Origin of the sequence: Pseudomonas sp. WHRI 8519 (assembly GCF_040224055.2) — a bacterium.
GTDB classification, from domain to species: Bacteria; Pseudomonadota; Gammaproteobacteria; order Pseudomonadales; family Pseudomonadaceae; genus Aquipseudomonas; species Aquipseudomonas putida_X.
Genome location: NZ_CP167996.1, coordinates 6,055,728 through 6,080,027 on the forward strand (window position 1 = coordinate 6,055,728; position 24,300 = coordinate 6,080,027).

Annotated in this window: 23 protein-coding genes; 7 read left to right on the plus strand and 16 right to left on the minus strand. The window is 55.7% G+C overall.

Annotated features, from left to right (window positions below; all coding sequences use genetic code 11):
• Positions 1–64: 64 nt before the first annotated feature.
• From ABRP30_RS27660 to ABRP30_RS27700, 9 genes are all read right to left on the minus strand, one after another.
• The gene (locus tag ABRP30_RS27660; RefSeq protein ID WP_172439589.1) at positions 65–748 is read right to left on the minus strand and encodes a hypothetical protein; all 684 of its coding nucleotides are present in this window, start codon (positions 746–748) and stop codon (positions 65–67) included.
• A 657-nt stretch (positions 749–1,405) separates the two neighbouring features.
• Positions 1,406–1,732: a four-helix bundle copper-binding protein gene (locus tag ABRP30_RS27665; protein WP_371263243.1), complete on the minus strand. Its 327-nt coding sequence runs from the start codon at positions 1,730–1,732 to the stop codon at positions 1,406–1,408.
• A gap of 160 nt (positions 1,733–1,892) precedes the next feature.
• A complete protein-coding gene (locus ABRP30_RS27670) occupies positions 1,893–2,246 on the minus strand; it encodes a copper-binding protein (protein WP_023048565.1) in 354 nt (117 codons plus the stop codon).
• On the minus strand, positions 2,243–5,401 hold the full coding sequence (locus ABRP30_RS27675) for an efflux RND transporter permease subunit (protein WP_023048566.1): 3,159 nt from the start codon (positions 5,399–5,401) through the stop codon (positions 2,243–2,245). Before ABRP30_RS27675 ends, ABRP30_RS27670 begins: the two co-directional genes overlap by 4 nt.
• Positions 5,398–6,858, minus strand: a complete 1,461-nt coding sequence (locus ABRP30_RS27680; RefSeq protein ID WP_023048567.1) for an efflux RND transporter periplasmic adaptor subunit — start codon at positions 6,856–6,858, stop codon at positions 5,398–5,400. The genes ABRP30_RS27675 and ABRP30_RS27680 overlap by 4 nt, the downstream gene beginning before the upstream one ends.
• Positions 6,855–8,105: a TolC family protein gene (locus tag ABRP30_RS27685; RefSeq protein ID WP_023048568.1), complete on the minus strand. Its 1,251-nt coding sequence runs from the start codon at positions 8,103–8,105 to the stop codon at positions 6,855–6,857. Before ABRP30_RS27685 ends, ABRP30_RS27680 begins: the two co-directional genes overlap by 4 nt.
• Positions 8,106–8,191: 86 nt before the next feature.
• Entirely contained in the window at positions 8,192–8,539 is a 348-nt protein-coding gene (locus ABRP30_RS27690; RefSeq protein ID WP_023048569.1) for a hypothetical protein, read from the minus strand.
• Positions 8,540–8,575: 36 nt separating this feature from the next.
• Positions 8,576–9,976 carry a heavy metal sensor histidine kinase gene (locus ABRP30_RS27695; RefSeq protein WP_023048570.1) on the minus strand — a complete coding sequence of 467 codons (1,401 nt, stop codon included), beginning with the start codon at positions 9,974–9,976 and terminating at the stop codon, positions 8,576–8,578.
• Positions 9,976–10,653, minus strand: a complete 678-nt coding sequence (locus ABRP30_RS27700) for a heavy metal response regulator transcription factor (protein ID WP_012316925.1) — start codon at positions 10,651–10,653, stop codon at positions 9,976–9,978. The genes ABRP30_RS27695 and ABRP30_RS27700 overlap by 1 nt, the downstream gene beginning before the upstream one ends.
• Before the next feature lie 165 nt (positions 10,654–10,818).
• On the opposite strand from ABRP30_RS27700, the gene ABRP30_RS27705 reads away from it, so the two are divergent.
• The 6 genes from ABRP30_RS27705 to ABRP30_RS27730 all read left to right on the plus strand — a co-directional run bounded on the left by ABRP30_RS27705 (position 10,819) and on the right by ABRP30_RS27730 (position 15,705).
• Positions 10,819–11,025: a co-regulatory protein PtrA N-terminal domain-containing protein gene (locus tag ABRP30_RS27705; RefSeq protein ID WP_012316926.1), complete on the plus strand. Its 207-nt coding sequence runs from the start codon at positions 10,819–10,821 to the stop codon at positions 11,023–11,025.
• A 181-nt stretch (positions 11,026–11,206) separates the two neighbouring features.
• A complete protein-coding gene (locus ABRP30_RS27710; RefSeq protein WP_012316927.1) occupies positions 11,207–13,024 on the plus strand; it encodes a copper resistance system multicopper oxidase in 1,818 nt (605 codons plus the stop codon).
• A gap of 14 nt (positions 13,025–13,038) precedes the next feature.
• Complete coding sequence (locus ABRP30_RS27715; protein WP_012316928.1) at positions 13,039–13,362, plus strand: hypothetical protein; 324 nt, start codon at positions 13,039–13,041, stop codon at positions 13,360–13,362.
• Positions 13,352–14,467, plus strand: coding sequence for a copper resistance protein B (locus tag ABRP30_RS27720; RefSeq protein ID WP_012316929.1), 1,116 nt, complete (start codon positions 13,352–13,354; stop codon positions 14,465–14,467). The genes ABRP30_RS27715 and ABRP30_RS27720 overlap by 11 nt, the downstream gene beginning before the upstream one ends.
• A gap of 10 nt (positions 14,468–14,477) precedes the next feature.
• Entirely contained in the window at positions 14,478–15,260 is a 783-nt protein-coding gene (locus tag ABRP30_RS27725; protein WP_012316930.1) for a cytochrome c, read from the plus strand.
• Positions 15,250–15,705, plus strand: coding sequence for a DUF411 domain-containing protein (locus ABRP30_RS27730; RefSeq protein ID WP_023048571.1), 456 nt, complete (start codon positions 15,250–15,252; stop codon positions 15,703–15,705). Before ABRP30_RS27725 ends, ABRP30_RS27730 begins: the two co-directional genes overlap by 11 nt.
• A gap of 105 nt (positions 15,706–15,810) precedes the next feature.
• Here the strand turns inward: ABRP30_RS27730 and ABRP30_RS27735 are convergent, their stop codons facing one another.
• The 3 genes from ABRP30_RS27735 to ABRP30_RS27745 form a co-directional block, all read right to left on the minus strand.
• Entirely contained in the window at positions 15,811–15,999 is a 189-nt protein-coding gene (locus tag ABRP30_RS27735) for an AbrB/MazE/SpoVT family DNA-binding domain-containing protein (RefSeq protein WP_016489899.1), read from the minus strand.
• Between the two features lie 137 nt (positions 16,000–16,136).
• Entirely contained in the window at positions 16,137–16,469 is a 333-nt protein-coding gene (locus tag ABRP30_RS27740; protein ID WP_012316932.1) for a DUF2790 domain-containing protein, read from the minus strand.
• Positions 16,470–16,614: 145 nt separating this feature from the next.
• Positions 16,615–17,127: an antitoxin Xre/MbcA/ParS toxin-binding domain-containing protein gene (locus tag ABRP30_RS27745; protein ID WP_023048572.1), complete on the minus strand. Its 513-nt coding sequence runs from the start codon at positions 17,125–17,127 to the stop codon at positions 16,615–16,617.
• 137 nt (positions 17,128–17,264) lie between these two features.
• On the opposite strand from ABRP30_RS27745, the gene ABRP30_RS27750 reads away from it, so the two are divergent.
• Positions 17,265–18,188, plus strand: coding sequence for a TniQ family protein (locus tag ABRP30_RS27750; RefSeq protein WP_349975560.1), 924 nt, complete (start codon positions 17,265–17,267; stop codon positions 18,186–18,188).
• On the opposite strand, the gene ABRP30_RS27755 is transcribed toward ABRP30_RS27750, so the two are convergent.
• From ABRP30_RS27755 to ABRP30_RS27770, 4 genes are read right to left on the minus strand one after another with little or no spacing between them, the layout of a single operon-like run.
• A complete protein-coding gene (locus ABRP30_RS27755) occupies positions 18,160–19,638 on the minus strand; it encodes a TniQ family protein (protein WP_031312166.1) in 1,479 nt (492 codons plus the stop codon). The two genes, ABRP30_RS27750 and ABRP30_RS27755, sit on opposite strands and share 29 nt — an antisense overlap.
• Before the next feature lie 24 nt (positions 19,639–19,662).
• Positions 19,663–21,111, minus strand: a complete 1,449-nt coding sequence (locus ABRP30_RS27760) for an ATP-binding protein (protein ID WP_023048574.1) — start codon at positions 21,109–21,111, stop codon at positions 19,663–19,665.
• Positions 21,108–23,276 carry a Mu transposase C-terminal domain-containing protein gene (locus ABRP30_RS27765; protein WP_349975561.1) on the minus strand — a complete coding sequence of 723 codons (2,169 nt, stop codon included), beginning with the start codon at positions 23,274–23,276 and terminating at the stop codon, positions 21,108–21,110. The genes ABRP30_RS27760 and ABRP30_RS27765 overlap by 4 nt, the downstream gene beginning before the upstream one ends.
• Entirely contained in the window at positions 23,269–24,168 is a 900-nt protein-coding gene (locus tag ABRP30_RS27770) for a TnsA endonuclease N-terminal domain-containing protein (RefSeq protein WP_049695266.1), read from the minus strand. Before ABRP30_RS27770 ends, ABRP30_RS27765 begins: the two co-directional genes overlap by 8 nt.
• Between the last annotated feature and the right edge of the window lie 132 nt (positions 24,169–24,300).

Here is a 24,300-nt window from a genome sequence, read left to right on the forward strand (position 1 = left end):
AGACACCTCCAAACCTAATAATGATGCCCAAAGATTGGTGAAATGGTGCTTGCACTACAGGGGGCTAGTTGAAAAGGGCCAAGAAACGGCTGAAATTGACAGCGGCAATGGCAAGGCCGCTCAGTACGATAACTGTCGTGTAGATCGGGTGGTCTTTGACGATTTCAATTAACACAACAGGATGCACCCCGTTCCGCTCGTACCATTTGGATTTTGTCTTCAAGGACTTTTCATGTGTACGCTCGAAGAAGTTCGCAAACATATCGAGCTTCCTTAGGGTCGATTGATGCATTTTTATGTACTCAGCGTTCACAAAGGCGGCAGCCTCATCAGCGCCGGGCAGTGCGTCTTGGTCGCTGGCATTATTGAGTTCAGCCAATGCCATGATCCTGCCTTTCCTTCCCCTACTATCGGCATGCGGGGCATAGTTTCTTCCATATAACGCAACCAGCTCACGCGCAAGGTCAACCTTCTTGTCATCCGGCAGCTCTACGGGTTTGCCCCCGAGCACCCGAAAGCGATGCTCAAGCGCAAAGAACCCGAAATTTTCGTCTCGCATGTTCCAATGCAGGAACCGACAATCCTTGTGCTTATCAAGCCATTGGAAAAAACCTTTCAGCATCGACTTTTCGAATTTATTGAGCTCTGCTTGCATGCTGGAGAGCTGTTTGCTGAGCTCTGCTTCTTTATGGATGGACCACGATTTGGTTTGGCCGGTTTTTAGGTTCCGTGTGGCGATGGATGTCACACGTTTCGACTCCCCCGTATCATTTTCATAAAACGATTCGCAGGAGTAGTGAATTACGTAAACTCGGTTCGCGTCCAGGTAGAGGTCTTCGATTAACGCTCTGCTCCTTTTGCGATCCTTTACCCGATCTAGCTCTGCTCCCACACCTTTCCCCTCAACCCAATGCACTGTAGGCGAAGCTGGTGATTTTGCCCTCAAATGTGGGTACCCGCTAGATTCACCCCTAGCTTTGCCTTTGACTCTTCCTGAGGGTATACCGCTTGGGGATAATCAGCCGGCTTTGTCTTGGTGGATTGCCCTACAAATCGACGTGGCCTTCACCAAGCCGCTCCCAATGCCGGCCGTCAGAACGTAGGACCATTCGCTTCCGCCGAAGCGGGCTGGTGGGCGTGAGCCAACAGGCGTATCCTACAAGTGCTTGCTCCGAGACTTGTTGGCCTACAGCCTCCCCTTGGAGACATCTGATAGCCCGCCGCTGAGGCGGGCTTCTTTGCTATCGGGTCGCAGCGCCTTTGGTTTGCTAGCTTCCCAAGCTAGGCTCTGCCAGGGCGCATGCCCATCAGCGGTCTACCCGCCTCCCTAAGCACGACGATTATCGACGTACCCAAATCCTTAATCAGGCGCATGGAAAGCAGGCGGAGGTTTGGCGAAATTCGCTTACGCAGCCATTGCTTCGCAGGATTCTGCGCAGGTCATGCAGGCCTGGGCGCATTGCTGACAGTGGTCTGCCTTATGCTTACCGCACTCCTCCCCGCAGGCCCGGCAAATTTTGGCGCATAGGGCACAAAGCTCTTTGGCCAGCATGCTTTCTCGTGCCATCAAGGTAGCCGCAAGGTTGCACATATCTGCGCAATCTCTGTCCAGCTTGATGCAGTCAGCCATCATTTTTACATCTTGTTCTTGTAGGCAGGCTGACGCACAGCCTTCACAGGCCAGCGCACAGCGCAGGCATTCCGAGATGCATTCTTCAAAGCGACTGTTCATGGTCATATCTCCGGTATCGGGTCGATTTGATGCCAGTGCACCGTCTCATGACGGTATGTAGCGTTCGACCTGACGGGGTCCTGAAGATTGATTACATTTCTGTAAGCTTGTCCGAATCCTCTCGGTGTGAAGGCGTGCCCGATCATTTAAGGCTGGAACATCACTGCTTATGAATGCTCACGATCTTCGCGACGCTTCCTTCCATACGGAACCCAAATTTCACCTTGTCTCCTACGTTCAAGCCCTTCAGCTGTGCAGGCTCAGCATGGAAACCCATGGTCATCGCCGGCCATTTGAGCTCTGCTACCGGGCCGTGGGCCAATGTGATTTTTCCGCTTTGAGGATCCAGCGCCTTTATTGCCCCTTCAGCATGCGCGGTGGGTGCCGCCTGGGTGCCTTGGCCTCCTTCGGCGGAAGCTGGCATGTTCTTCATGTCCATACCATCCATGTCCTGGGCATGCACACTGGCGGCGAAAGCTGTGACCAGGGCTGCGATGACGATTAGCTTTTTCATTGGTTTTCTCCTGAGGGGTTGGGGGTAGTGACAGTAAGTTCGCGGCGACGGATCAGCCAGTACGCCGCAGGTATTACAAACAGGGAGAGCAACGGAGCGGTTAGCATGCCGCCGACCATGGGCACCGCGATGCGACTCATGACCTCGCTGCCGGTACCGCTGCTCCAGAGGATGGGCAGCAGGCCTGCAACGATGACCGCCACGGTCATTGCCTTGGGTCTGATGCGCTGCACCGCACCCTCACGGATTGCGCCGAGCAGCGCTGCTCGTGTGGTTTCGCCACTGGCCTGACGCTCAGCCCAAGCGTTATTCAGGTAAATGAGCATAATCACGCCAAACTCCGCCGCTACGCCGGCCAAGGCAATGAAACCAACGCCTGTGGCCACCGACAGGTTGTAGCCCAGCAAGTACAGCAGCCAAACGCCTCCGGTTAGCGCGAACGGTAGCGTGCCCATGATGAGTAGCGCCTCACCGAGGCGCCCAAAAGTCAGGTAGAGCAGCACGAAGATGATGGCCAGCGTCGCCGGCACCACCCAGGCCAGGCGTGCGTTAGCGCGCTCCAAGTATTCGAACTGCCCGGAGTAACTCAAGCTCATGCCCGGATCTAGCTTTACCTCGGTGTCGATCACCTGCCGCAGGTCTGCCACAACAGACGATAGGTCTCTGCCGCGCACATCGACGTACACCCAGCCCGAGGGGCGAGCATTTTCGCTCTTGAGCATGGGCGGGCCATCGGCAATACGTATGCGGGCCACGGTGCCAAGCGTCAGCTGGCCCCCCTGCGACGTGTAGATCGGCAGCTGACGCAACGCCTCCACGGAATCACGCCATTCACGTGGATAGCGCACGCTAATGGGAAAGCGAGCTAACCCTTCAACCGTTTCCCCAATGGTTTCGCCACCTATGGCACCGGCTACAATAGCCTGTACGTCGGTAATGTTCAGGCCATAACGCGCAGCGGCATGGCGGTCGATGTCCAAATCAATGTAGCGACCGCCAGTCAAACGCTCTGCCAGGGCCGAAGTCACTCCAGGCACCTTTATCGCTGCCCGCTCTACAGCAAGGGTAGCCCGGTCTATCTGGTTCAGATCGCTGCCGGCAACCTTGACGCCGATCGGACTCTTGATGCCGGTGGCCAGCATGTCAATCCGATTGCGGATAGGCGGAATCCAGATATTGGTGAGCCCAGGCACACGCACGATACGGTCAAGCTCTTCGATTAGCTTCTCAGTGGTCATACCTGGACGCCATTCACTCTTGGGCTTGAGCCGCACGGTGGTCTCGAACATCTCCAGCGGTGCAGGGTCAGTGGCCGATTCGGCGCGGCCGGCCTTACCAAAGACGCTGGCTACCTCGGGGACTGTACGAATCAAGCGATCCGTTCGCTGCAACAGCTCTGAAGCTTTCTGCGCGGAGAGTCCAGGCAAGGCTGAAGGCATGTAGAGCAGATCACCTTCATCAAGTGGGGGAAGAAACTCGCCACCCAGATGGTTCAAGGGCCACAGACTGCTGAGCAGGATGAGCAATGCTCCAGCGAGGGTAAGCAAGGGCCGGCGCAGGACGACCTCCAATGCCGGACGGTACAGCCGGATGAGGCCCCGGTTGAGCGGGTTGCGCTGTTCCGCAGGCAGTGGCCCTCTGATCCAGTACCCCATCAGCACCGGTATCAGGGTCACCGATAGCGCAGCCGCCGCTGCCATCGCGTAGGTCTTGGTAAAGGCCAGGGGGGCAAAGAGGCGGCCCTCCTGGGCTTGCAGCGTGAACACCGGGATGAACGAGAGCGTGATGATCATGAGGCTGAAGAACAGCGCTGGTCCAACCTCGACGGCCGCCTCCGTCATTACGTTCCAATGCGCTTCGCCCCGCAAAGGTTGACCAGGATGCTGGGCATGCCAGGCCTCTACACGTTTGTGGGCGTTCTCGATCATGACCACGGCAGCGTCCACCATTGCACCGATGGCAATAGCGATTCCGCCAAGGGACATGATGTTGGCGTTGATGCCCTGATGACGCATGACGATCAGCGCAATCAGGATTCCCACGGGCAGCGACACGATGGCCACCAGCGACGAGCGCAGGTGCCAGAGAAACGCTGCGCATACCAACGCCACTACCACAAACTCCTCGACCAGTTTGTGACTGAGGTTCTCCACAGCACGGTCGATCAGCTGGCTGCGGTCGTAGACGGTGACAAGCTCCACCCCGGCAGGCAGGCCTTTCTTCAGGGTTTCGAGCTTGGCCTTGACGTGCGCGATGGCCTCACGAGCATTCTTGCCGCTGCGCAGGATAACCACTCCACCTACGGCTTCACCGAGGCCGTCCAGTTCACCTATGCCTCTGCGGGCTTCCGGACCTATCTGCACCGTAGCGACATCGCCTAAGTTCACCGGCACGCCCTTGGTAGCCAGTCGCAGAGGGATCGCTCTGAAATCGTCCAGCGATCCTAGGTAGCCGGCCGCACGAACCATGAATTCTGCTTCGCCTTGCTCCAGCACACCACCGCCGGTCTCCTGGTTGGCCTTACCTATAGCCTCTATCACCTCAGCTTGGGTGATACCGAGGCTGGCCATGCGAAGCGGATCGAGGAGGACTTGGTATTGCTTGACCATACCGCCGATGGTGGCCACCTCAGCGACATCCGGCAGGGTCTTGAGCTCATAGCGCAGGAACCAGTCCTGCAGGCTGCGCAGTTGCGACAGGTCATGGCCACCGTTGCGATCGACCAGCGCATACTGAAAAATCCACCCGACTCCGGTGGCGTCCGGTCCGAGTACCGGCTTGGCTGCCGCAGGTAATCGCGATTGTGCCTGGCTCAGGTACTCAAGAACCCGAGAGCGCGCCCAATACAGATCGGTGCCGTCCTCGAACAGCACGTAGACGAAGCTGTCACCGAAGGCGGAGAAGCCGCGTACCGTTTTGGCCTCCGGAACCGAGAGCATTGTCGTGGTCAGCGGATAGGTCACCTGATTCTCAACGATCTGAGGAGCCTGACCTGGGTAGGACGTGCGGATGATCACCTGTACATCCGACAGGTCGGGCAAGGCGTCGATTGGCAGACTGCGCACCGAGACGAAGCCCCATGCCACCAGAAACAGCGTAGCGAGCAGCACCAGTACCCGGTTGCCTACCGACCAGCGGATCAGTTTGGCAATCATGGTTGGCCCTCCAACACTTTGATCTGCTCAACCACCATGCCCTCGTCGCGTTCGCGTATCCCAAAGCGAATCTGTGCACCGACCTTGAGGCCATCAAGGAGCGACTGATCAGCCACCGGGAAGGTCATGGTCATCCCAGGCATACCCAGGGTGAGGAAGGGACCATGGTCAACGGTGAGCTGGGCTCCGTCTATCTGCACGATACGGCCGTTCGCTTCATGTAAGGCGGGCCCCGCTTTTGGCTGAGCGTCTTGCGCCGTCGCCGCTTCGATGCCTTTCAAATTAGCTTCGGAGTCCAGTAGGAATTGCCCCGACGCTACGATGCGCTGACCTGCCTGAAGGCCCTGCAACACCGCAACTTGCCCCTTGCTCTCCTGACCCAACACGACTTCCACCGGTCGGAAGCGACCACCTTCTTCAGCCAGCATCACCAGATCCCGCTTGCCGGTACGTATGACCGCCTCGGCAGGCACCAAGAGGCTCTGCTCGGCAGACACGCCGGGATTGAGAGCCACTTGAGCGGTCATCCCAGGACGAAGCCGTCCATCCGGGTTGGGCAACTCGATACGCAGGCGCAACGTGCGGCTTTGCAAATCGGCATCAGCCAACAGCGCGGTCAACTTGCCCGGTACCGGATCGCCTGGGAAAGCTGGCAATTGCGCTTGCACAGGCTGGCCTTCGCGCAGGCCTTGAGCCTGGGCTTCTGGCACAGCGGCTTCCAGCCAGACGTTGGCCACTCCGTTGATCCTTGCCAAGGTAGTCCCCGGCGTCAGCGTCATGCCGGGTCGCAGATCGAGAACCTGGATGACACCGGCAGTGGGCGCGGAAAGTGTGACCGAGAGCTGTACCTTTCCAGTGCTCGCGACCCGGTTGATCAGGTAGACCGGCATGCCGGAGAGCAGGAGCCGCTGTCGTGCCGCCGCTGTCAGTTGAGCGTCGCCGGAATGCCGCAACGCCAGATATTCCTCCTGCAAACCAGCCCACTCCGGGGTCAGCACATCGGCTAGGGGAGCCCCTTTAGCAACTATATCCCCCGCCGCCCGGCCATATACGCGTTCGACGTAACCGCCAGTACGGGCCTGCAACACGCTGAAGTCGCGTTCGTCGAACGCCAGAACGCCGCTCACGCTCAGGGATCGTTCAAGCCTGCCAGCCATCACCGTTGCCAATCGCATCCCGAGATTTTGCTGGAGCCCAGCCGAGACCTGAACCGCAGGCTGCCCCTTGTCATCCGTCTCGCCTGAATACTTGGGCACGAGCGGCATGTCCATGAACGGCGACTTTCCGGGTGCCGGGAAATGCTGCTGGGGATACATCGGGTCGTACCAATACAGCGCTTTTTGCTCACCTACTGGCTGCGATGGGGTAACCGTGCCCCGTCCACCTAGCCAGAAGCCCGCGCCTGCTCCAATAGCAAGGGCAGCAGCCACAACCAACCCAATCGACCTATTCCTCATGCCCGCACCTCTCCATATACGAAATGCAGACGCGCTGCTGTTGCAGCCAACTGTCCTTGCAGATCCACATCCTGTAACAGCGCTTCCACGCGTTGCCGACGTGCCGACAGCACTTCACTCAACGGCGACTTACCGGCGCGGTAGTCCGCCAGAGCGAGGCGTACCCGGTCCTCGGCCAGAGGTAGAAGCGTCTCGCGACTGCGCCGCACCGCCCGCTGCAAACGTTGGTACTCGGCAAGGTCTGTTTCAAGCTGGGCTTGATGCTCGCGCAGGGCTGCATCCTGCTCATCCTCCAACTGACGAACTTGCGCGCGTCGTGCCGCAATCATCGGGTCTTGCCGGGAGCCGGTGAACAACGGCAGCTGGAAGCTGACTTGCAAGCTGACCATGTTGCTGAAGTCCGGGCCACGACGCTGATAATCCACCCCCCAAGACCAATCCGACTTCTTTTCTGCCTGGGCCTGGTGTACCTGGGCTTGCGCCTCGCGTGTCATGGCGTTGTAGGTATTGAGCTCCGGGTGGGCATGTACGGAGTGCAGGTATTCAGCTGCGTCTACAGGCCAGAGTGGGAACGTCGGCGCCCCTACTTCGGCGTCCTGCCCAATCCAGCGCTTCAGCGCGGATCGCGCTTGAGCTGCCTGACTCAATAAAACATCCTTCTGCTCGTCCAGCTGCGCCAATTCCTGTTTCGGAGCCAGCGTATCGGTCGTCGAGCCTGCGCCACCGGCCAGGCGCGCCCGCACCGTAGAAGCCAGCAGCTGGTTTTCTTTGTAGAAAGCGTCGAACTGTTCAAGTTTTCGCTGCACGGTGTACGCATTAACCCAAGCCTGCGCGGTTGCCGCTCGAATCTTCAGGCGCTCGAAGACCGCCTCAGCATCGGCTCGCTCGACCGTGGCCTGAGCTGTCTCTACGCGAGCTTTACGTTTGTCCCGGTTCGGTACGTCCTGGGACAGGCCAACCACCTGCATGGTCATGAAGTCTCTGTTCAAGCTCCAGCGATCAGCGCCTTCAATCGGCAGGTTTTGTACTCCAAGATTCAGGCGCGGATCGGGTAGTTCGCCCGCTGGAATGACCAAGTTGCGCGCAGCTGATGCCTGCTCTTGGCGGGCTTGTAGAGAGGGAGCGTTGCGTTCAGCCAGTTGCAGCGCTTCATCCAGCGGCAGCGTTGTCGCCTGTGCTGAGACAGCCGGCAGCAGTATGAAAAGGACGGCAGTGGGAGTTCGTCCCTGAAAACGTTGGGGAGTCATGAGAATGATTCCTCGAAAGATCAGCGCCCAGGCGCGTGCCATCGGCCCGCTGCTAGGCAGAACGATGGTGTGAAATTAAGAGGGAGTCAGACGCGGGGAGGACGCCATGGATCGGGGGGAGAACCTGTTGCTATGCCTACAGCGTAGGTATCGGCAGGTCGTGGCTTGGCATAGGTCAGTCCAGGCGTCAGGAAGCTGAGCTGCACTGTGCTGGCAGTTCTGCACTCCTGGCCTACCTTGCAGGATTTGGCATGGTCACCAGTCTTGCCCGGCTCTTGGTCCTGGCAGCAGTCATGGTCCATGCCCGCCATCATTTCCATGCCCATGGTCTGCATTGGGCAAGGTTCAGTCGCCGAATCGATGCCCGCCATCCCGTTAAGCGGAAGCGCCACGATAAGCATCAGGATGGTGAGCAGTCGAATGAAGCGTTTCATGATGGGCGAATATAGGTTACCGGGATGAATTCAGCATTAAGAGGCTTCACCAAACAACCGCTTGGAGGCTGGAAGGCTGATGTAAAAAGTTGTGAATCCCTCCGCTGAAGTACACCAAATTCGTCCGCTGTGAGCCTCGATGATGGAGCGTGTTATCGACAGGCCCAGGCCTGCATTGCTTGGTCCGCCTTCGCGTCTGGCTGGATCAGCCCGATAGAACCGGTCGAAGATCTTGCCAATGTGCTGAGGATCGATGGTTACTCCGCTGTTACGTATGGACAACGTCACGTTTTCACGTGTTTGCTCGATCTGCACTGATATCTCGTTGCCTTCCGGGGTGTAGCGCAACGCGTTCGATAAAAGGTTGGAAAGCGCTCGGTCAATCATCAAGAGATCGCCACGAACCTTGCCACGACCTTGGAGGGTCAGCTGGATGCCTTGATCCTCAGCCAGAAACTGGTAGTACTCGAACAGCTTGGATACGAGTTCGGAGAGCTCCACATCAATCTGCTCAGGCACGATCAGACCGTTATCCGCCTTCGCGAGGAAAAGCATGTCGTCGATCATGCGCGACATGCGCTTGAGGTCTTCAAGGTTCGAATAGAGGTTTTCCTCATAGGCATCCAGGTCACGCTTCTTGGTGAGCACCACTTCGGTATGGGTAAGTAGGTTGCTGACCGGCGTTCTCAACTCATGAGCGATATCGGCAGAGAAGTTGGACAACCGAACGAATGCATCCTCCAACCGTCCCAGCATCCCGTTGAAAGACAGGATGAGCTCCTGAAGCTCTAGCGGTACGGGCTCCAGCGGAATGCGCTCGCGGAGCGATCTTGCCGACATCCCGGTGGCCACTTTGGTGATTTGCCCGACAGGCCGAAGCCCACTCTTGGCAACGACCCAGCCCAAGCCTGCGCTCACAATCGCGCTGATCACCAAGCCGATGCCGAACCACCATTGCAGGGTGACAAAGAAATGCGCGTGAGTGGTGACATCGAGCATCAGCACGGCCGTCACCGGTTCCGTTTCGCCCGCGATGGTCATCTGGGCGGTGATACCGCGGAAGTTCTGCGATTCATCCTGCCACTCCCAGACCGCACCCTGGCGCGCCTGCTCGAACCGCTGAGGAATTTGGGAGGCTTTGGAGTCTGAAAAAAGGGTCGTTCCGTCAGCCTTGGTGATTTTCGCCGAAAGATCCTGATGTGCGCCGAGCAATGCCCGCAGCTGCTGCTCCTGATCGCCGAGCTCGCCTCGCGCTGCTGAAATGGACAGAATATGACGCGTTGACTCCAGCTTTTCGGAGAGCGCCTGCTCATCCAGCATCCGGAAATGGTGCTGGCTGAGCCCGTAGAAAGCCACGCCGGCAACGACCAAGACAGCAGTCACCGCGAACATGAACATCAGGGTCAGTCGCTTGACGAGCGATGATTGCGGGCGCATCACTCTGCCACATCCATCATGTAGCCCATGCCTCGGGCGGTATGGATGAGCTTTGGCGCGAAGTCGTCATCAATCTTGGCCCGCAGTCGGCGAATCGCGACCTCGATCACGTTGGTGTCACTGTCGAAGTTCATGTCCCAGACCTGAGAAGCGATCAGCGACTTGGGGAGCACCTCCCCGCGTCGGCGCATGAGCAGCTCCAAAAGGGCAAACTCCTTGGCAGTAAGGTCGATCCGCTTGCCGTTTCGCGTAGCCCGGCGCTTGAGCAGGTCAACCTCAAGGTCCGCCATCTTCATGGTGGTTTGAGCAGAACCACCGTTGCCTCTGCGCAGCAGTGTGCGGACCCGAGCCAACAGCTCAGAGAACGCAAAGGGCTTCACAAGGTAGTCATCAGCACCCAGCTCCAAGCCTTTAACGCGATCATCTACGCCATCACGGGCCGTGAGAAAGAGGACCGGCACGTCTTTCCCCGCTGCCCGGATCTTGCGCAGGACCTCCCAGCCATCGAGCCCCGGCATCATTACGTCCAAGATCAGCAAGTCATACGCTTCGCTCTGCGCCTGTTGCAGGGCGTCAGTGCCTGTCATCACCCGGTCTACAGTGAAGCCAGCCTCTGTTAGGCCTTGCTGGAGGTAGACACCGGTTTTCGGCTCATCTTCGGCTACGAGTAATTTCATCTGCTCTCATCCACGCGGAGTGCATCTCCAGTTTGCAGGAAAAAAGACGCCCAACCAGAAGCTGACGGAAAAGTAATGTCGCGATCAGTTTTCTGACAGCACCGCGAGGCTAATTTGACCCTGTACCTGACGCCATGAGGCGCAGAACCCACTGAGGATCTCCAGATGAACATGGTCAAAGCAATTGTGGTGGTCGTTACCTTCGGCATGGCAGGCATCGCCCTGGCAGAGGGCGGCGCGGACCGGACCTTTGCGCGGATGGAAGCGGCTCGCCAAAACTCCATGCAGGCCTATCAGGTTGCGCAGCAGGAGAAAGAGCAGCCGCCGGTCGCCGCACAGTCCAGCAAGCATGTCGGCCACGAGAGCTGCTGATCCGAGCTTACAGAAATGTAATCACTCCGGAATCTGAACTATGGCAGTTTCAGACTACGGCCTCTCATCAGCCTCGCGCAGTAGCGAAAGTCTACGAGACTGGTGAGAGCTCCAACGAACCCAAGGGCTGCGCCATCGAGCAGCCTGGATATCAGCGATCTACCTGACTGGACGCAACGGCATGCAAAGCAAAACCACGAGACGATCATTCGTCAAAGGCCTGGCCGCTACCGGACTTCTGGGTGGGCTCGGCATGTGGCGCGCGCCGGTCTGGGCTGTGACCAGCCCTGGCCAACCGAACGTGCTCAGCGGCAATGAATTCGACCTGTATATCGGTGAACTGCCCGTCAACATTACGGGGGCAGCTCGTACGGCCATGGCCATCAACGGCTCCGTGCCTGGGCCGATCCTGCGATGGCGCGAAGGCGACACCGTGACGCTGCGTGTACGCAACCGGTTGAAACAGGACACCTCCATTCACTGGCACGGCATAATCCTGCCCGCCAATATGGACGGTGTGCCGGGCTTGAGCTTTCACGGCATCGCTCCCGATGGCATGTACGAATACAAGTTCAAGGTCCACCAGAACGGCACTTACTGGTATCACAGCCACTCAGGCCTCCAAGAGCAGTCTGGGGTCTATGGCGCACTGGTGATCGATGCTAAGGATCCCGAGCCGTTTGTATATGACCGCGATTACGTCGTCATGCTCAGCGATTGGACGGATGAGGACCCGGCGCGGGTGCTCTCCAAACTCAAGAAGCAGTCCGACTATTACAACTTCCACAAGCGCACGGTCAGCGACTTCGTTGACGACGTGAGCGAGAAAGGCTGGTCGGCCGCTGTAGCGGATCGGAAGATGTGGGCTGAAATGAAGATGAGCCCCACCGACCTCGCAGATGTGAGCGGGTATACCTACACCTACCTCATGAACGGCCAAGCTCCGAACGGCAACTGGACGGGTATCTTCAAGCCCGGCGAGAAGATCCGCCTGCGATTCATCAACGGCTCGGCCATGACCTATTTCGATGTCCGGATTCCTGGGCTCAAGATGACGGTTGTGGCTGCCGACGGCCAGTACGTCAAACCCGTATCGGTCGATGAGTTCCGGATCGCCGTTGCTGAAACCTACGATGTCATCGTCGAGCCTGAAAACGAACAGGCCTATACGATTTTCGCGCAATCCATGGACCGTACCGGGTATTCCCGAGGCACCCTGGCAGTTCGCGAAGGCTTGCAAGCGCCCGTACCGGCGGTAGATCCACGCCCGATCATCGCCATGAGCGATATGGGCATGGACCACGGCAGCATGGGCGGAATGGATCATGGCAGCATGGCTGGCATGGACCAGGGCAGCATGGCCGGCATGGATCACAGCAAGATGGCTGGAATGGACCACGGCAGCATGGCCGGTATGGACCACAGCAAGATGACTGGGATGGGCAATGAAGGCATGGCCGGCATGAGCGGCGCAATGCAAAGCCATCCGGCTTCCGAGACCAACAACCCACTGGTCGATATGCAGACTATGTCGCCAACGCCAAAGCTGAACGATCCGGGAATTGGCCTACGCAACAACGGGCGTCGAGTGCTGACGTACGCCGATCTGCGGAGCACCTTCATCGATCCCGATGGTCGAGAGCCTGGACGGACAATCGAACTGCACCTTACCGGCCACATGGAGAAGTTCGCGTGGTCGTTCGACGGTATCAAATTCTCCGACGCTGAACCGCTGCGGTTGAAATATGGCGAGCGTCTTCGCATCACCTTGGTCAACGACACCATGATGACTCACCCCATCCACCTCCACGGTATGTGGAGTGATCTGGAGGACGAGAACGGCAACTTCATGGTTCGCAAGCACACCATCGACATGCCACCTGGCTCAAAACGAAGCTATCGCGTCACCGCAGATGCCTTGGGACGTTGGGCCTATCACTGTCACCTACTGTTCCACATGGAAATGGGCATGTTCCGAGAAGTACGTGTGGACGAATGAACTGGAGATTTGAGATGAGCAAACCAATGAAACGAAGCGCCTTTTTCCTTTCTGCTGCGATGGTAGGCATTCTGGCTGTTTATGCCCCGTCGTCGTGGTCCAGCGACAATCATGATCAGCATTCCCAGAAAACCACAGAGGCCGGCAAAGCCAAAGGCTCGCAGGACAAGCAGGGCCAGGGGATGAACCATGAAGGCATGGACCATGGTTCCATGGAAGGTATGGACCACGGCTCGATGAAGGGAATGGACCATGGCTCGATGGAAGGCATGGACCACGACAAAATGATGAAATCGCATGGCAGCGACAAAGCTAAGGCAGGGAAAGATGGCCAATAGCCTCGGGCGGCCTTCGCTGCTGGCTCTGACCGTTTCGATCAGCATGCTGGGCGTAACGCCCAGCTTCGCTGCTGAAGAAATGGATCACTCGGGCATGGATCATTCGAAAATGGGGCACGGCTCCATGCAAATGGATGCTGCTCCATCCGAATCGATGCCGGCGATGGATCACAGCAAGATGGGGATGGGCAAACAGCAGAAAAAGCCTGCCCCTGTTGATCACAGCCAGATGGGGCATGCTCAAAGCAAGAGTAAATCCAGCCCGGTGGACCACAACAAGATGGACCACAGCAAAATGAACCATGGAAACATGCAGGGCATGGATCACGGCTCTATGAAGGGCATGGACCATTCCCAGATGAACCATAGCTCAGCGACTTCTCCGACCACGACGAGCCGCACGCCGATTCCAGTGCTCACTGATGCGGATCGCGAGTCGGCCTTTCCGCCCCTGGGTGGCCACCAAGTGCACGACAGCGGAATCAACAGCTTCTTCCTGTTGGACCAGCTCGAATACCAGGACGCCGATGAGGGCAGCACCCTGGCCTGGGACGCATCAGGCTGGATAGGCGGCGACATTAATCGCCTCTGGGTTCGTTCGGAAGGCGAGCGCACCAATGGGGTAACCGAAGATGCTGAGCTGCAACTCCTGTACGGGCGCTCGGTCAGCCCTTGGTGGGATGTGGTCGCCGGGGTCCGCCAGGATTTCAAACCGGAATCCCCACAGACCTGGGCAGCCTTTGGTATTCAGGGCATGGCTCTGTATGACTTCGAGGCCGAAGCCACGGCGTTTATAGGCGAGAACGGTCAGACTGCTGCGCGTCTTGAGGGCGAATACGACATCCTGCTGACCAATCGCTTGATTTTGCAGCCCACGGCCGAGGTCAATTTCTATGGCAAGAACGATCCTGAGCGCGGCGTTGGCTCGGGCCTTGCCAATACCGAAGTCGGGCTGCGCCTACGGTATGAAATTGTCCGCCAGTTTGCTCCATACATAGGCGTTACCTGGAGCCGCTCCTACGGCAACACCGCTGACTTCATCCGAGACGAGGGTGGAGATGTTGATGAGGCACGCTTCGTTGCCGGTATCCGGATGTGGTTCTGAGAATTCCAACATGAAAAAAACAATTACAACGCTGCTTGGGGCCGGTGCTGTCGGAAGTGCTGCGGTATTGGGCACAGCCTATTTCGGTCTGGTGAATGTCGGCGCTGATGATCCTCACTTCCCGGCAGTCCATTCCTTTCTCGCCATGGCTCGTGATCGGTCTATTGAGGTTCGAGCGCGAGACATCGAAGTCCCTGATCTGAAGGAAGCCGCGTTGATCAAAGCGGGGGCGGGCAACTACAACGCCATGTGTATAGGCTGTCACCTTGCCCCTGGCGTTGGGAAGACTGAGCTAAGCCAAGCGCTATACCCGTCGCCACCCGACCTCACCAAGGTGGGTGTCGGAGGCGATCCAGCCGCCGCATTCTGGACAATCAAGCACGGTATCAAAGCCACGGGCATGCCCGCCTGGGGCAAGAGCATGGGCGATGAGTACATCTGGGGAATCGTCGCGTTCCTGGATCAACTGCCCCAGATGAATGCCGAGCAGTACAAGGCCTTGGTGGCCACGAGCGGCGGCCACCAGCACGGCGGCGGTGAAAGCGATATGCACAACCATGAGGGCCAGCACGGCGGGAGCGGTCGTGCCGAGCATGGTGATCACGATGAAGCGGCAGACGACGATCATGCCCAGGCAGCTCACGACCATGGAGCTGCACCCGCAGGCTCCGCTCAAGCGGCAGATCATCACGGTGACCACAATGCGGCCGAGGCCCATTCGGATGCCCACCCGACATCGTCGCCAAAGACGCATGTTCACAAAGACGGTAAGGAGCACACTCATGCCAACTAACCGGATATTCGTTCGGCTAGCCGCTATCGCTGGGCTTCTGGTGACCTCGGCGGCCTATGCTGCCGAGCCATTGTCCATCGACGTTCACCGAGACGCGAACTGCGGTTGCTGCAAGAAGTGGATCGCGCACCTGGAAGCCAATGGTTTCAAAGTGACCGACCATGTTGAGACGGACATGAGCGCAGTGAAACAGAAGCTGGGCGTAGCGCCACGGTTAGCGTCCTGCCACACAGCTGTGATCGACGGAAAGTTTGTTGAAGGTCACGTGCCAGCTGAGCAGATTCGAGAACTCAGGGGGCGGAACGATCTAGTCGGGATCGCCGTACCAGGAATGCCAGCTGGGTCCCCAGGCATGGAGGTTGATGGCGTAAGCCATGCCTACCAAGTCATTGGTTTAATCAAAAGCGGCGAGGACCAAGTAGTCGCCAACTATCCAGCCAAATAACGCACCTACCAGGAGGACGGCGGTAGGCTGACTGCCGTCCCTTATTCCCCCGCTAGAAAGCTTCATCAGCTCAACAGGACGACAGAGAGGGGCTACAAAGGGTAGCTAGTCAGATTCACGGCGCTCGCGGACTGGCTTGAGTACGATATCGCCGTTGATGAGCTCGATGGAGAGTCTGTCGCCCGTCGTGACCCCGAGCTCGCGCAAAATGTCATCGGGTAATTCCACAATCACATCGCCGGAGCCGTCGCCGGGATCTAGGCACTTTACCGTGGTGCGCGCTGATTGAGTCATTGGACTCTCCTGCCTGAGCTACCAGTCCTCATCGTACTCCACCAGTCATGAAAGCCGGTAACCAGGCGATCTATTGCCGGAATTGACGCTTCAACCCGGCGTTTTATCAGAGTAAGTCCTGTCCACTCGCTCAGTGCTCAGTTCTGGCCCCGGCAACCGACTCCAGCGGTCCGGTATTCAAGGATTTTCACGTCTCCGTTGGAATCCTCGTAATTCATCTGTGCCGGCATCACGTCACAGCTCGCCTTGGTCGACGTCATGCTGATCACCTTCGCCACGTCGAGCCGCATCCCGTAGCGATAGTGGATCACCTCCGGTGGGTTCTTTCCCTTGGCAGCGGCATAAGCTCGCATAGCTTGCTCATTGGCCTGAATCATCTTTCCATGCAGACGGTCGGATCCTCCTTCGGCGAGTACGGCTGACGAAGCCACTAGGGCCAGGATAGCGGTGATACTTTTGATGACTTTCATTTCAATCACTCCAATAAACGTGACTGAAGATTAGGGGTTGATCGCTGTCAATTGAGTGATACGGGAATTACAAGGTTGTAAGTCCCGCATGTAAAAAGAGGTAGCGTTGCCTCCTCGCCGCATACCAACCTCGCCCTCAGGCAAGCTACTGGTAGACACCCAAGCGTATACGCTCAAGATAGTCCGCTACGACGCTGAACCCGAGCGACGTGTCGAGCATCTCGAAGGGTACAAACCCCAACAAACGGCCGCACGGCCGACAAAGCCACTGCTCCGCGAGCATCTGAGAGCCAAATACCTTCGATGCAAGCTCCAGTCCTTTCGCATACTGGAACGCCACCGCGCTCTGCTGGGCATCCAGACGATGGGCCTGAGCGGGATGGCTCAGACGGTGAATGCTTCTGGTCGATCTTCCTGTGATTCGCCCGACAAGGTTACGAGCCTTGAACAGGCTCGATGACTCGACCATGCACTTCACGTCGCTGAAAAAGAATCCTGTTTGGACTAGACTCAGGAGCTCCAGCTGGCTCAACCCGTCGGGGTGGGTATGAACCAGGTGGAACGTTGGTGGAAAGGCCTGCGATTCAACAGGTGGGCGAGTGCTTGTAGGATTCACTGCATCGACCTCCTCTTGTGCGTTGGCTGCCAGACTAGCCATTTTGATTCCCAAGCACGTCCGGCGCCCTTCCACCTTCACAATAGCCCAATACGGTCACCAATGTGGATGCGATACCGGTGACTTCTAACTAAAATGGCATACCGCCCGTCTAGCAACGTGTACAAGCACTTCAATTAATGAGAATTTTCGCACCATTACCTGGAGAATATGTCGCATCAGCGCTTAAGCGAGGCAATGAGCTTCTAGGTATTAAATCTCTAAAAACTGAAGATTTCTATATAAAACCGATACCTCGTGTTGGCTTTGGGATTAGTAAAACCTTAAGCACCGCGCAAGCAGAGTGGCGGCCGCATCAAGAATTTTATTACCCAAAACTGCTAGACGACCACAAAATTTCCGAACTAGTCCTAAACGACCACACTTTGTATCCTATGATAGCTGCGCTTGGTCGTCATCGAGCGACCGCAATCGTCACACCAAAGACTTGGCAGAAAGTTTGTCCAGATTGCGTTCTCGAAGACTTGAATAACTGCGGAAGCCCCTATATTCATTGCAGGCACGTGTTGGGTTCCGTACAGGTTTGCAGTACTCATGCTTGCACTCTAATCGAAACATGTCCGGCCTGCTCAATGCCACTGAAAAAGCACGAGATTGGTCACCTAGCCAAGTGCAGCAAGCAGGGCAAATGGTCAAGACGTCAAAAGCGAGAATTCGGATCAACCCGTCATATGTACGCCAAATTTGTCGCAGATCTTCTGGGCTACCGCGGCCCGATGATACATGATGGAACGGCAGACTTTATCGCATATGCAAGCCTCATGATTAATCGCACTAGAGAATTCGAACGCACCGAGCTGGATATTTCCAAACTGATTTACAAAGAAATGGGGATTACGTCGAGACTTACCACGAGCAGTATCTCCACCAGTGACAAATTTCCTATGTATGTATTTTTAGGATGTCACACCGCTGAGAATTATTTAAATTTGCTAGCGAACCAAGATGAGCAAGACCTCCTGCGAGAGAAGAAAAAATCCATATTCAATAAACTCTTGCACGAAGCCAATAGAACTAGTCCATATCGTCACGTATCTGCATGAGGATTTCATCTTCGGATACGCGAGATATCCGTATTCCGGCATAACGGTAGAGAACACTCATGGCACAGTGTTCAGTCAGAGAGTATTCTCGGATTGCCCACCGGATTTTACGCAGCTGGTGGTCATGAGTAGACTCAAGCAAATCCGCCATCAACCTTATGCTCCTCGGAAAATGTTCCGGCATTTTAAGGAAAGCGTGGGCGTTTACCACAAGCCTGCATAGAGCAGCGCGGGTGACCTGCTGAGGCTTTCCGTGTACAGAAAGTAAGATCGCCCTAGCTTTAGCGAGCTCTGACGCAAGGGTGAAGTCCCTGGATTGCCAGTCGATTCGAATCTTTCGATCTCTGAGGTAGGGGTTTGCAGCAACATAGTTGACCAACCATTCCCTGTCGTGGCGGTACAACCACTGATAGCCCGGCTTGTCATGACATTTGGGGTTAGCACTGTTTGCAAAGGCTAACCGGCGGGCTTGGAGGTCATTGTCATCAGTAAGGTTATTCGGCCTATCACGACAGACCATAACACCAGCGGATATATCGGCCTCTGGACAGTAGGTCTTGAGGTGTTCCAGCTCCAGATCGAGGAGCCAGCAGAGGAAATAGAACTTGAAGGGCTGCACGATTCGCTCTCGTCGCCGTATGATCTGCAAAACCCAGTCACAGGACCGAACCATTTCTTCAAACTCGGCAGCGCTAGGACTGCACCGAAGTCGCCTGGTTAAGAACTCTCTCAGCATTCCCTCTCTAATTCGACCAGACCTAATAAAACTCATCTCGTCCAAACGGGTCCTGAAAAAATTTCCAGCCTGGATCGCTTTGATCTCATCGGGGTGGTCGAGCCCCCATAGCTGCATACGGGCAATCGCAATGGCCGCGCTGTGTTCTCCACAGTCCATAACCGGCGTTCCACCTGATTCGCCCGGTAGCAACATGCAACGCCAATCTGCCCCTTTGGGAAATCTCATCGCCTGTAGCACTTCGCTGTGGCGCGGACAGACGCAAATGCCCGAAGCTTGATGAATACGATGCCAGTAGGCTAAGCCGCACTCCAGCATGTCCTGTCCGACGCAGCTCTCGCAATATCTAAACGAGGCGTGTTGGAGGAAACGCGACGCTGTTATGCCCAAGGCCATCTTGAGTCCTGTACCCCGATTACCTCCCATTAGAACAACGGCATCGCGGCCCTTCTGTTCATTCAAAAACGGCAAATAAAGCGGTAAAAGTGTGAAGCGATTGATCAACTCTCCTACGGGAATGGCGCCTCCCAGACGCTCAGACAGAGCCCCTAAGCAGCATGGCAAAATGGAACCACAGGTACGCGAGTAGCTACCGAAGAGCTCGTGGCTTGACACGCGGTATCCTGGATTGGCCGCTAGCTTGTGATAGCGCACGGCCAGGCTGTAGAGCGACTCATCCGGGAACGGCTGGGGGAAGAACAGAAGGTTAGCCACTGCCTTGAGCTCCCGATCCTCATGTCACCAGGAGGAATCCCTATCCACCCAGCCGCGCTGTTCGAGCTGAGCCTGAAGGTCTTCGTCCTTCGAAAAATGCACGTTAGCTAATGCTCCGTCAGCAACCGGGACCACGGTACGACCCGTAGCCTTCGATGCCGATTTATCCTTGGCTTGAGGTGGAGGAGTGATCGCGGCCTGGGTAAGTAGCGAAAGATGAGCTCTGTCGGCCCGGCGAGCCAAGTCGTAGTTCATCATCTGGGCGATCTGGTCTTTTGTAGGCATCATGTCCTCGAAGTCAGCAATCTGAAGAGGATCACCGCTTCGTAGAGCCTCGATGGGCTTGTGTAGAAGCCTCATTTGATTGTCATACACCTGCTGAAGCACCGCTGGCGTAATAGCGTCGAGGCCCTCCCAAATTACATGACGCTGCGCAAGCATAAGCAGTTTCGCTAGGAAATCAGTATTGCCTTGGGCGAGATCATAGATCTTGGACAAGAGCTCCTTCGTCAGGGGGGCGCATGATGCCGTCCAGTCATAGGCCCAGAGTTGGGACACCAAGTGCTCCCAAAACGGATCGTCTTCGCTGAATCGGTCAAAAGCGATGGGTCCCATCCCCGCCGCTCTTCGGGCGTTGCGCAGCACACCAGAAAACAGCGGGAGCATTGCGTTGGTCCCTACATACACCAGCGGAACGCCTGCATCGTTGGATAAAGTTACGAAGAAATTCAGCAACTTTTCCCGATCCTGTCCCCCCCGCGAGGAGCAAAGATGCTGCATTTCATCAATGATCAAAGCACCAATGAAAAAGGTTTTGCACAGCTGACTGATGTGCTGGAGCATTACGCTGATGCTGTTGCCAGAACCGCCCCTGCGCGAGTATTTGTCGACTCCTAACGCAGCATCCAACGCTGAGAAGAATGCTGCACAGAAACCGCGCAACGAGCCGTCATGAGGGCACTCAATCTTTAGCCACACGACCTGGGTTTCGATGAGAATGGCGTCTTTATATCTGCTGTGGCTGATCACCTGCGGATAAAGCCTTGCGATGGAATTGAGCGCTGTGGTCTTACCCATACCACTCAAGCCGATGAGCGTCATCGTCTCAGCGGTGGACATGAATCCGTGGCCCTTGGCCTCCGCTGAGGAAGGCAGCCGATGCCTAACAGATGAGGCCAACAGCGGATTGCGTCCCATATATCCGTAGCGAATCAGCTGGCTGAAAAGGTCTTCAAGGCGCAGGTGAATTTCGAATGGAACAACAACATCTTTCAGCCGGTTGATCCCATGACCGCGAAGCTTCGGTGGCAACGCTCGTTCGGCCTCGTCGGGCTTCGGCGGAAGGTTCCCAACGCGCCTGACCACATCTACATCCGACAGAATTCTAGGCAAGCATTCGATCAGCGGGTTGCCATCGTACTGAGGCATGCCTGTAGGAATGTATTCTGCGGGGGAGAACGTCAAATCGTTCATGTCTCAGCCTCGCTTCCCTCGCTGACGACTAGTTTCAGAAACGCCGCGCTTCTCGCGGAACTGGGCCTGCCGGTGACTAGCTTAGAATTTTCTGCCACAGGAGGTATGTTATCCACAACGCGTAGCTGATTCAGATCAGCGGTATGGGAATCGCGCTCGGTCTGAGCTTCGGTAGCACGCTTGGCACGTTTGTCCCGCTTGAAATCTGCATTCGATTTCGGGTCACCCTGAGCGACACGTTTGGATTTGGCCCGGTCAAAGATTTCCTCTTGCCGCCCCCTTACCAGCGCCGCAGTATTATCACTGTCATAACGGGCATCCGGCGAAACTTGGTTCAGGACATGGATCATATCAAGAACCTCCTCCATACGGAGTCCACCATATTTCTGCCGTTGCTGCGGTACAATAGTTAAAGCCTCAAAACCTGCTTCTGACTTGATCCAACAATTTTCAATAGAGTTAGGATCATAGAATACTCGAACATATTTCGTCCGCAGGTTGTGCGAGCGCTCCAACCACTCCTCGCGTAACGCTGTTTGACATGTATACTGTACGCCTTGGAAAACAATACCGCCTCGACTTATACGACACTGCTGAGAGGGCAATAGAGCGATTTTCAACTCAGCCGGCGATACTACTTTTGAATTTATAGGGCTATTATCCTTCGACCAATTCCAAATCGCTATAGGCGTTGCTTCCACTCCGCCGGCAATCATCTCGCGATTTAAAAGGTGTGGTATCCGCAGGCTCTTATTGTGAGCCAAGACTCCTACAATAACCATTTCGGTGAACTCGTCGATATCCAAAATGGCATCGAGTTGGTAGTCCCTATCGCCGCGCTCCATTTTACGAGCATCCACTCCGCCTGGAACGAACTTCAAGTCGAGGTGTTCATTGATCAGACGGAAACGGCTTTCGATGATCCCTTTCCAATCAGGCCTGAAAGGAGGCAAAATTTGCACCCCAAGCCCCAAGCTTTGGGAGAGCGTTGCCCCCGCCTCGCTTAGAAGTTCAGCCCGGTCAGCCACAATTTCGACTGGCAAATGCGAGCATGGCCAGTCAGCTTCCTCAATGTCTACGTTGTATCGTTTGCAAAACTCAACCTTTGAGGTGCAAGCGTTGTATATCGCGTGTCTAGCCCCATTCCAGCTGGGCCCCTCAAGGCCCACGTGAATTCCTACAATCATTCTGGTGTAGGTATCGACGACTACATAAAGTATCGGACGCCCAATGAGCCACAGCCTATTAACGCGATGCACTAAATAGACATCAGCGATGGTGGAATCTATCTCATATCGCTGCGTCGCGCCTATCAGGCCTTGGGATGCTGAGCCAACGATAGCCCGATGGTCTTTGTTGTACCTGATAGAACCGCCACGCACCTTGAGCTTATACAGGTCATCGAAAAATAATTTACCGTGATATCTAAGCTGTGCAGTAGTCGGGTAACTGCCGCGTACAATATTTCCTTTCGATCCGTCAGGGAGAGTCGCTCTATAAAATTTGTTTAACATCCACTTATGTGCATCTTTCAGGGTGCCACACTTGCCGCTAGCGACTCGCCCGTAAGCCAAACGGATATGAGAGAGATGGCGCTGTTCGAGCGGGATGGCACCACCATCATTGACAACGACACCAAGATACTTACGCGGCCGACCGGGGATAATACCTGAGGACCGATCCTTTTTCTTCCCACGTCCGCCGCAAGCGCTTGTGTTCCAAAGAAACGCGTTAGGTGTCTGACCCATACTCCAATAGCGGTATAGAAGCCGGTATATCTGCTTACGCTCTACCCCTGTCTCTATGGCATGCGTCGCAACAAGCTTCCCAAAACCAGGACCAAGAATATCCAAGGCAGAGCGATCTTCTACTAAACTTCTTATAAGACTCCAATTTCGATTTCGGCTCGCCTTTTCATTTTCACTAATTTCATCGTCGCTTCTGAGCAGATGTAAAGGAACCATTTCTGGACTTAAGACCGCGCGCCCTGAATCAATTTCGTCAATTAAAACTGACTTATCAATCTGCCACGGCTTGCCTGGATTCATTTTCAGCTCAATCACGATAACAGTATCATTATTTATGCCTAAGACCCTAACTGCCTTTTTTAGTAAGCTCGGTTCTTCGCCGGGAGAAACAATGCTGTTAATTTGAAAATCAAGCATGATGAGAAACCTCGGTTGGCGGAGACAAAGCCGCTGACCGATGGCTCGGCCATACGTGCAACGGCTGCGACAAGCTTATTATTTTCGAGGTAATATCAGACTCTAAACGGCCGATCCATAGCAGGTGATGGAAGAGCCGCTTCACGCTCATATAGTCAATATAGATATCACGTGACGCCTTTTCCAAAAGAGCTTTTAAGGGTATTTGATCCGTCTTTGACCCCGCGATGTATTCAAGTAAGTTCCCTATATTTTTCTCAGTCGGCAACGAGGGATGGATATTGGCATAAGTCCTGAGAACTCTGAGGTTCGCTAATCTAATCTTCGAGAGGTTTTCGTGCAGGACCAGCTTCCAGTCCACGCCCCTCATTGACCAGTATTTTTCCTCAATAGCGAGCTTTTCAGCTATTCGATTCCGCACATGAAGATCAGCCTGCTCAAATTCCTTTCTATATTTTACTGAGCGAGCAGCTAACCTCGTTTCACCAGAGGGATCCAAGAAGGTGATGAGAAAGTCCGTCGTCATAACGACAGGTATCTGCGTCCCAGGATATACAGGGTGACGACAATTTATGCTTGAGGCAATTGCTTGAGTCTCAGCCTGTGTAAGCAGGGGGTACTGCTCTCGGATATCAATGATCGAGGCGTCGTGCTCAAGTACAGTGAGGTAATCTCGCTCCGCATTGGACAGCAGGTGATGAGTGCGGAAAATCTTAACTCCCGCAATCATATGGGAGACACCCTTTGATTTGATTTCCCACACCTTGATCCATGGTTTATAGGAATCTCTCACTCCACTTCCACGGCCTGATTTAATTTTTTTATCTATTTTTGATTGGGTCATCAGCTGGCGGTGGGCAGCCTTGACCGGAGCTACGGGCGCAGATGCCATGTTCAAGTCGCTCATGATTGGGCGACCCACTCGAACGGAACGAGGCTGGTGTGTCGTGTAAAGAGGACATGCCAGCGAGCGGGCTCAGCCAGGACAACAGTCACAGCGGTGCGTAGAGGATTGTCACCCAAA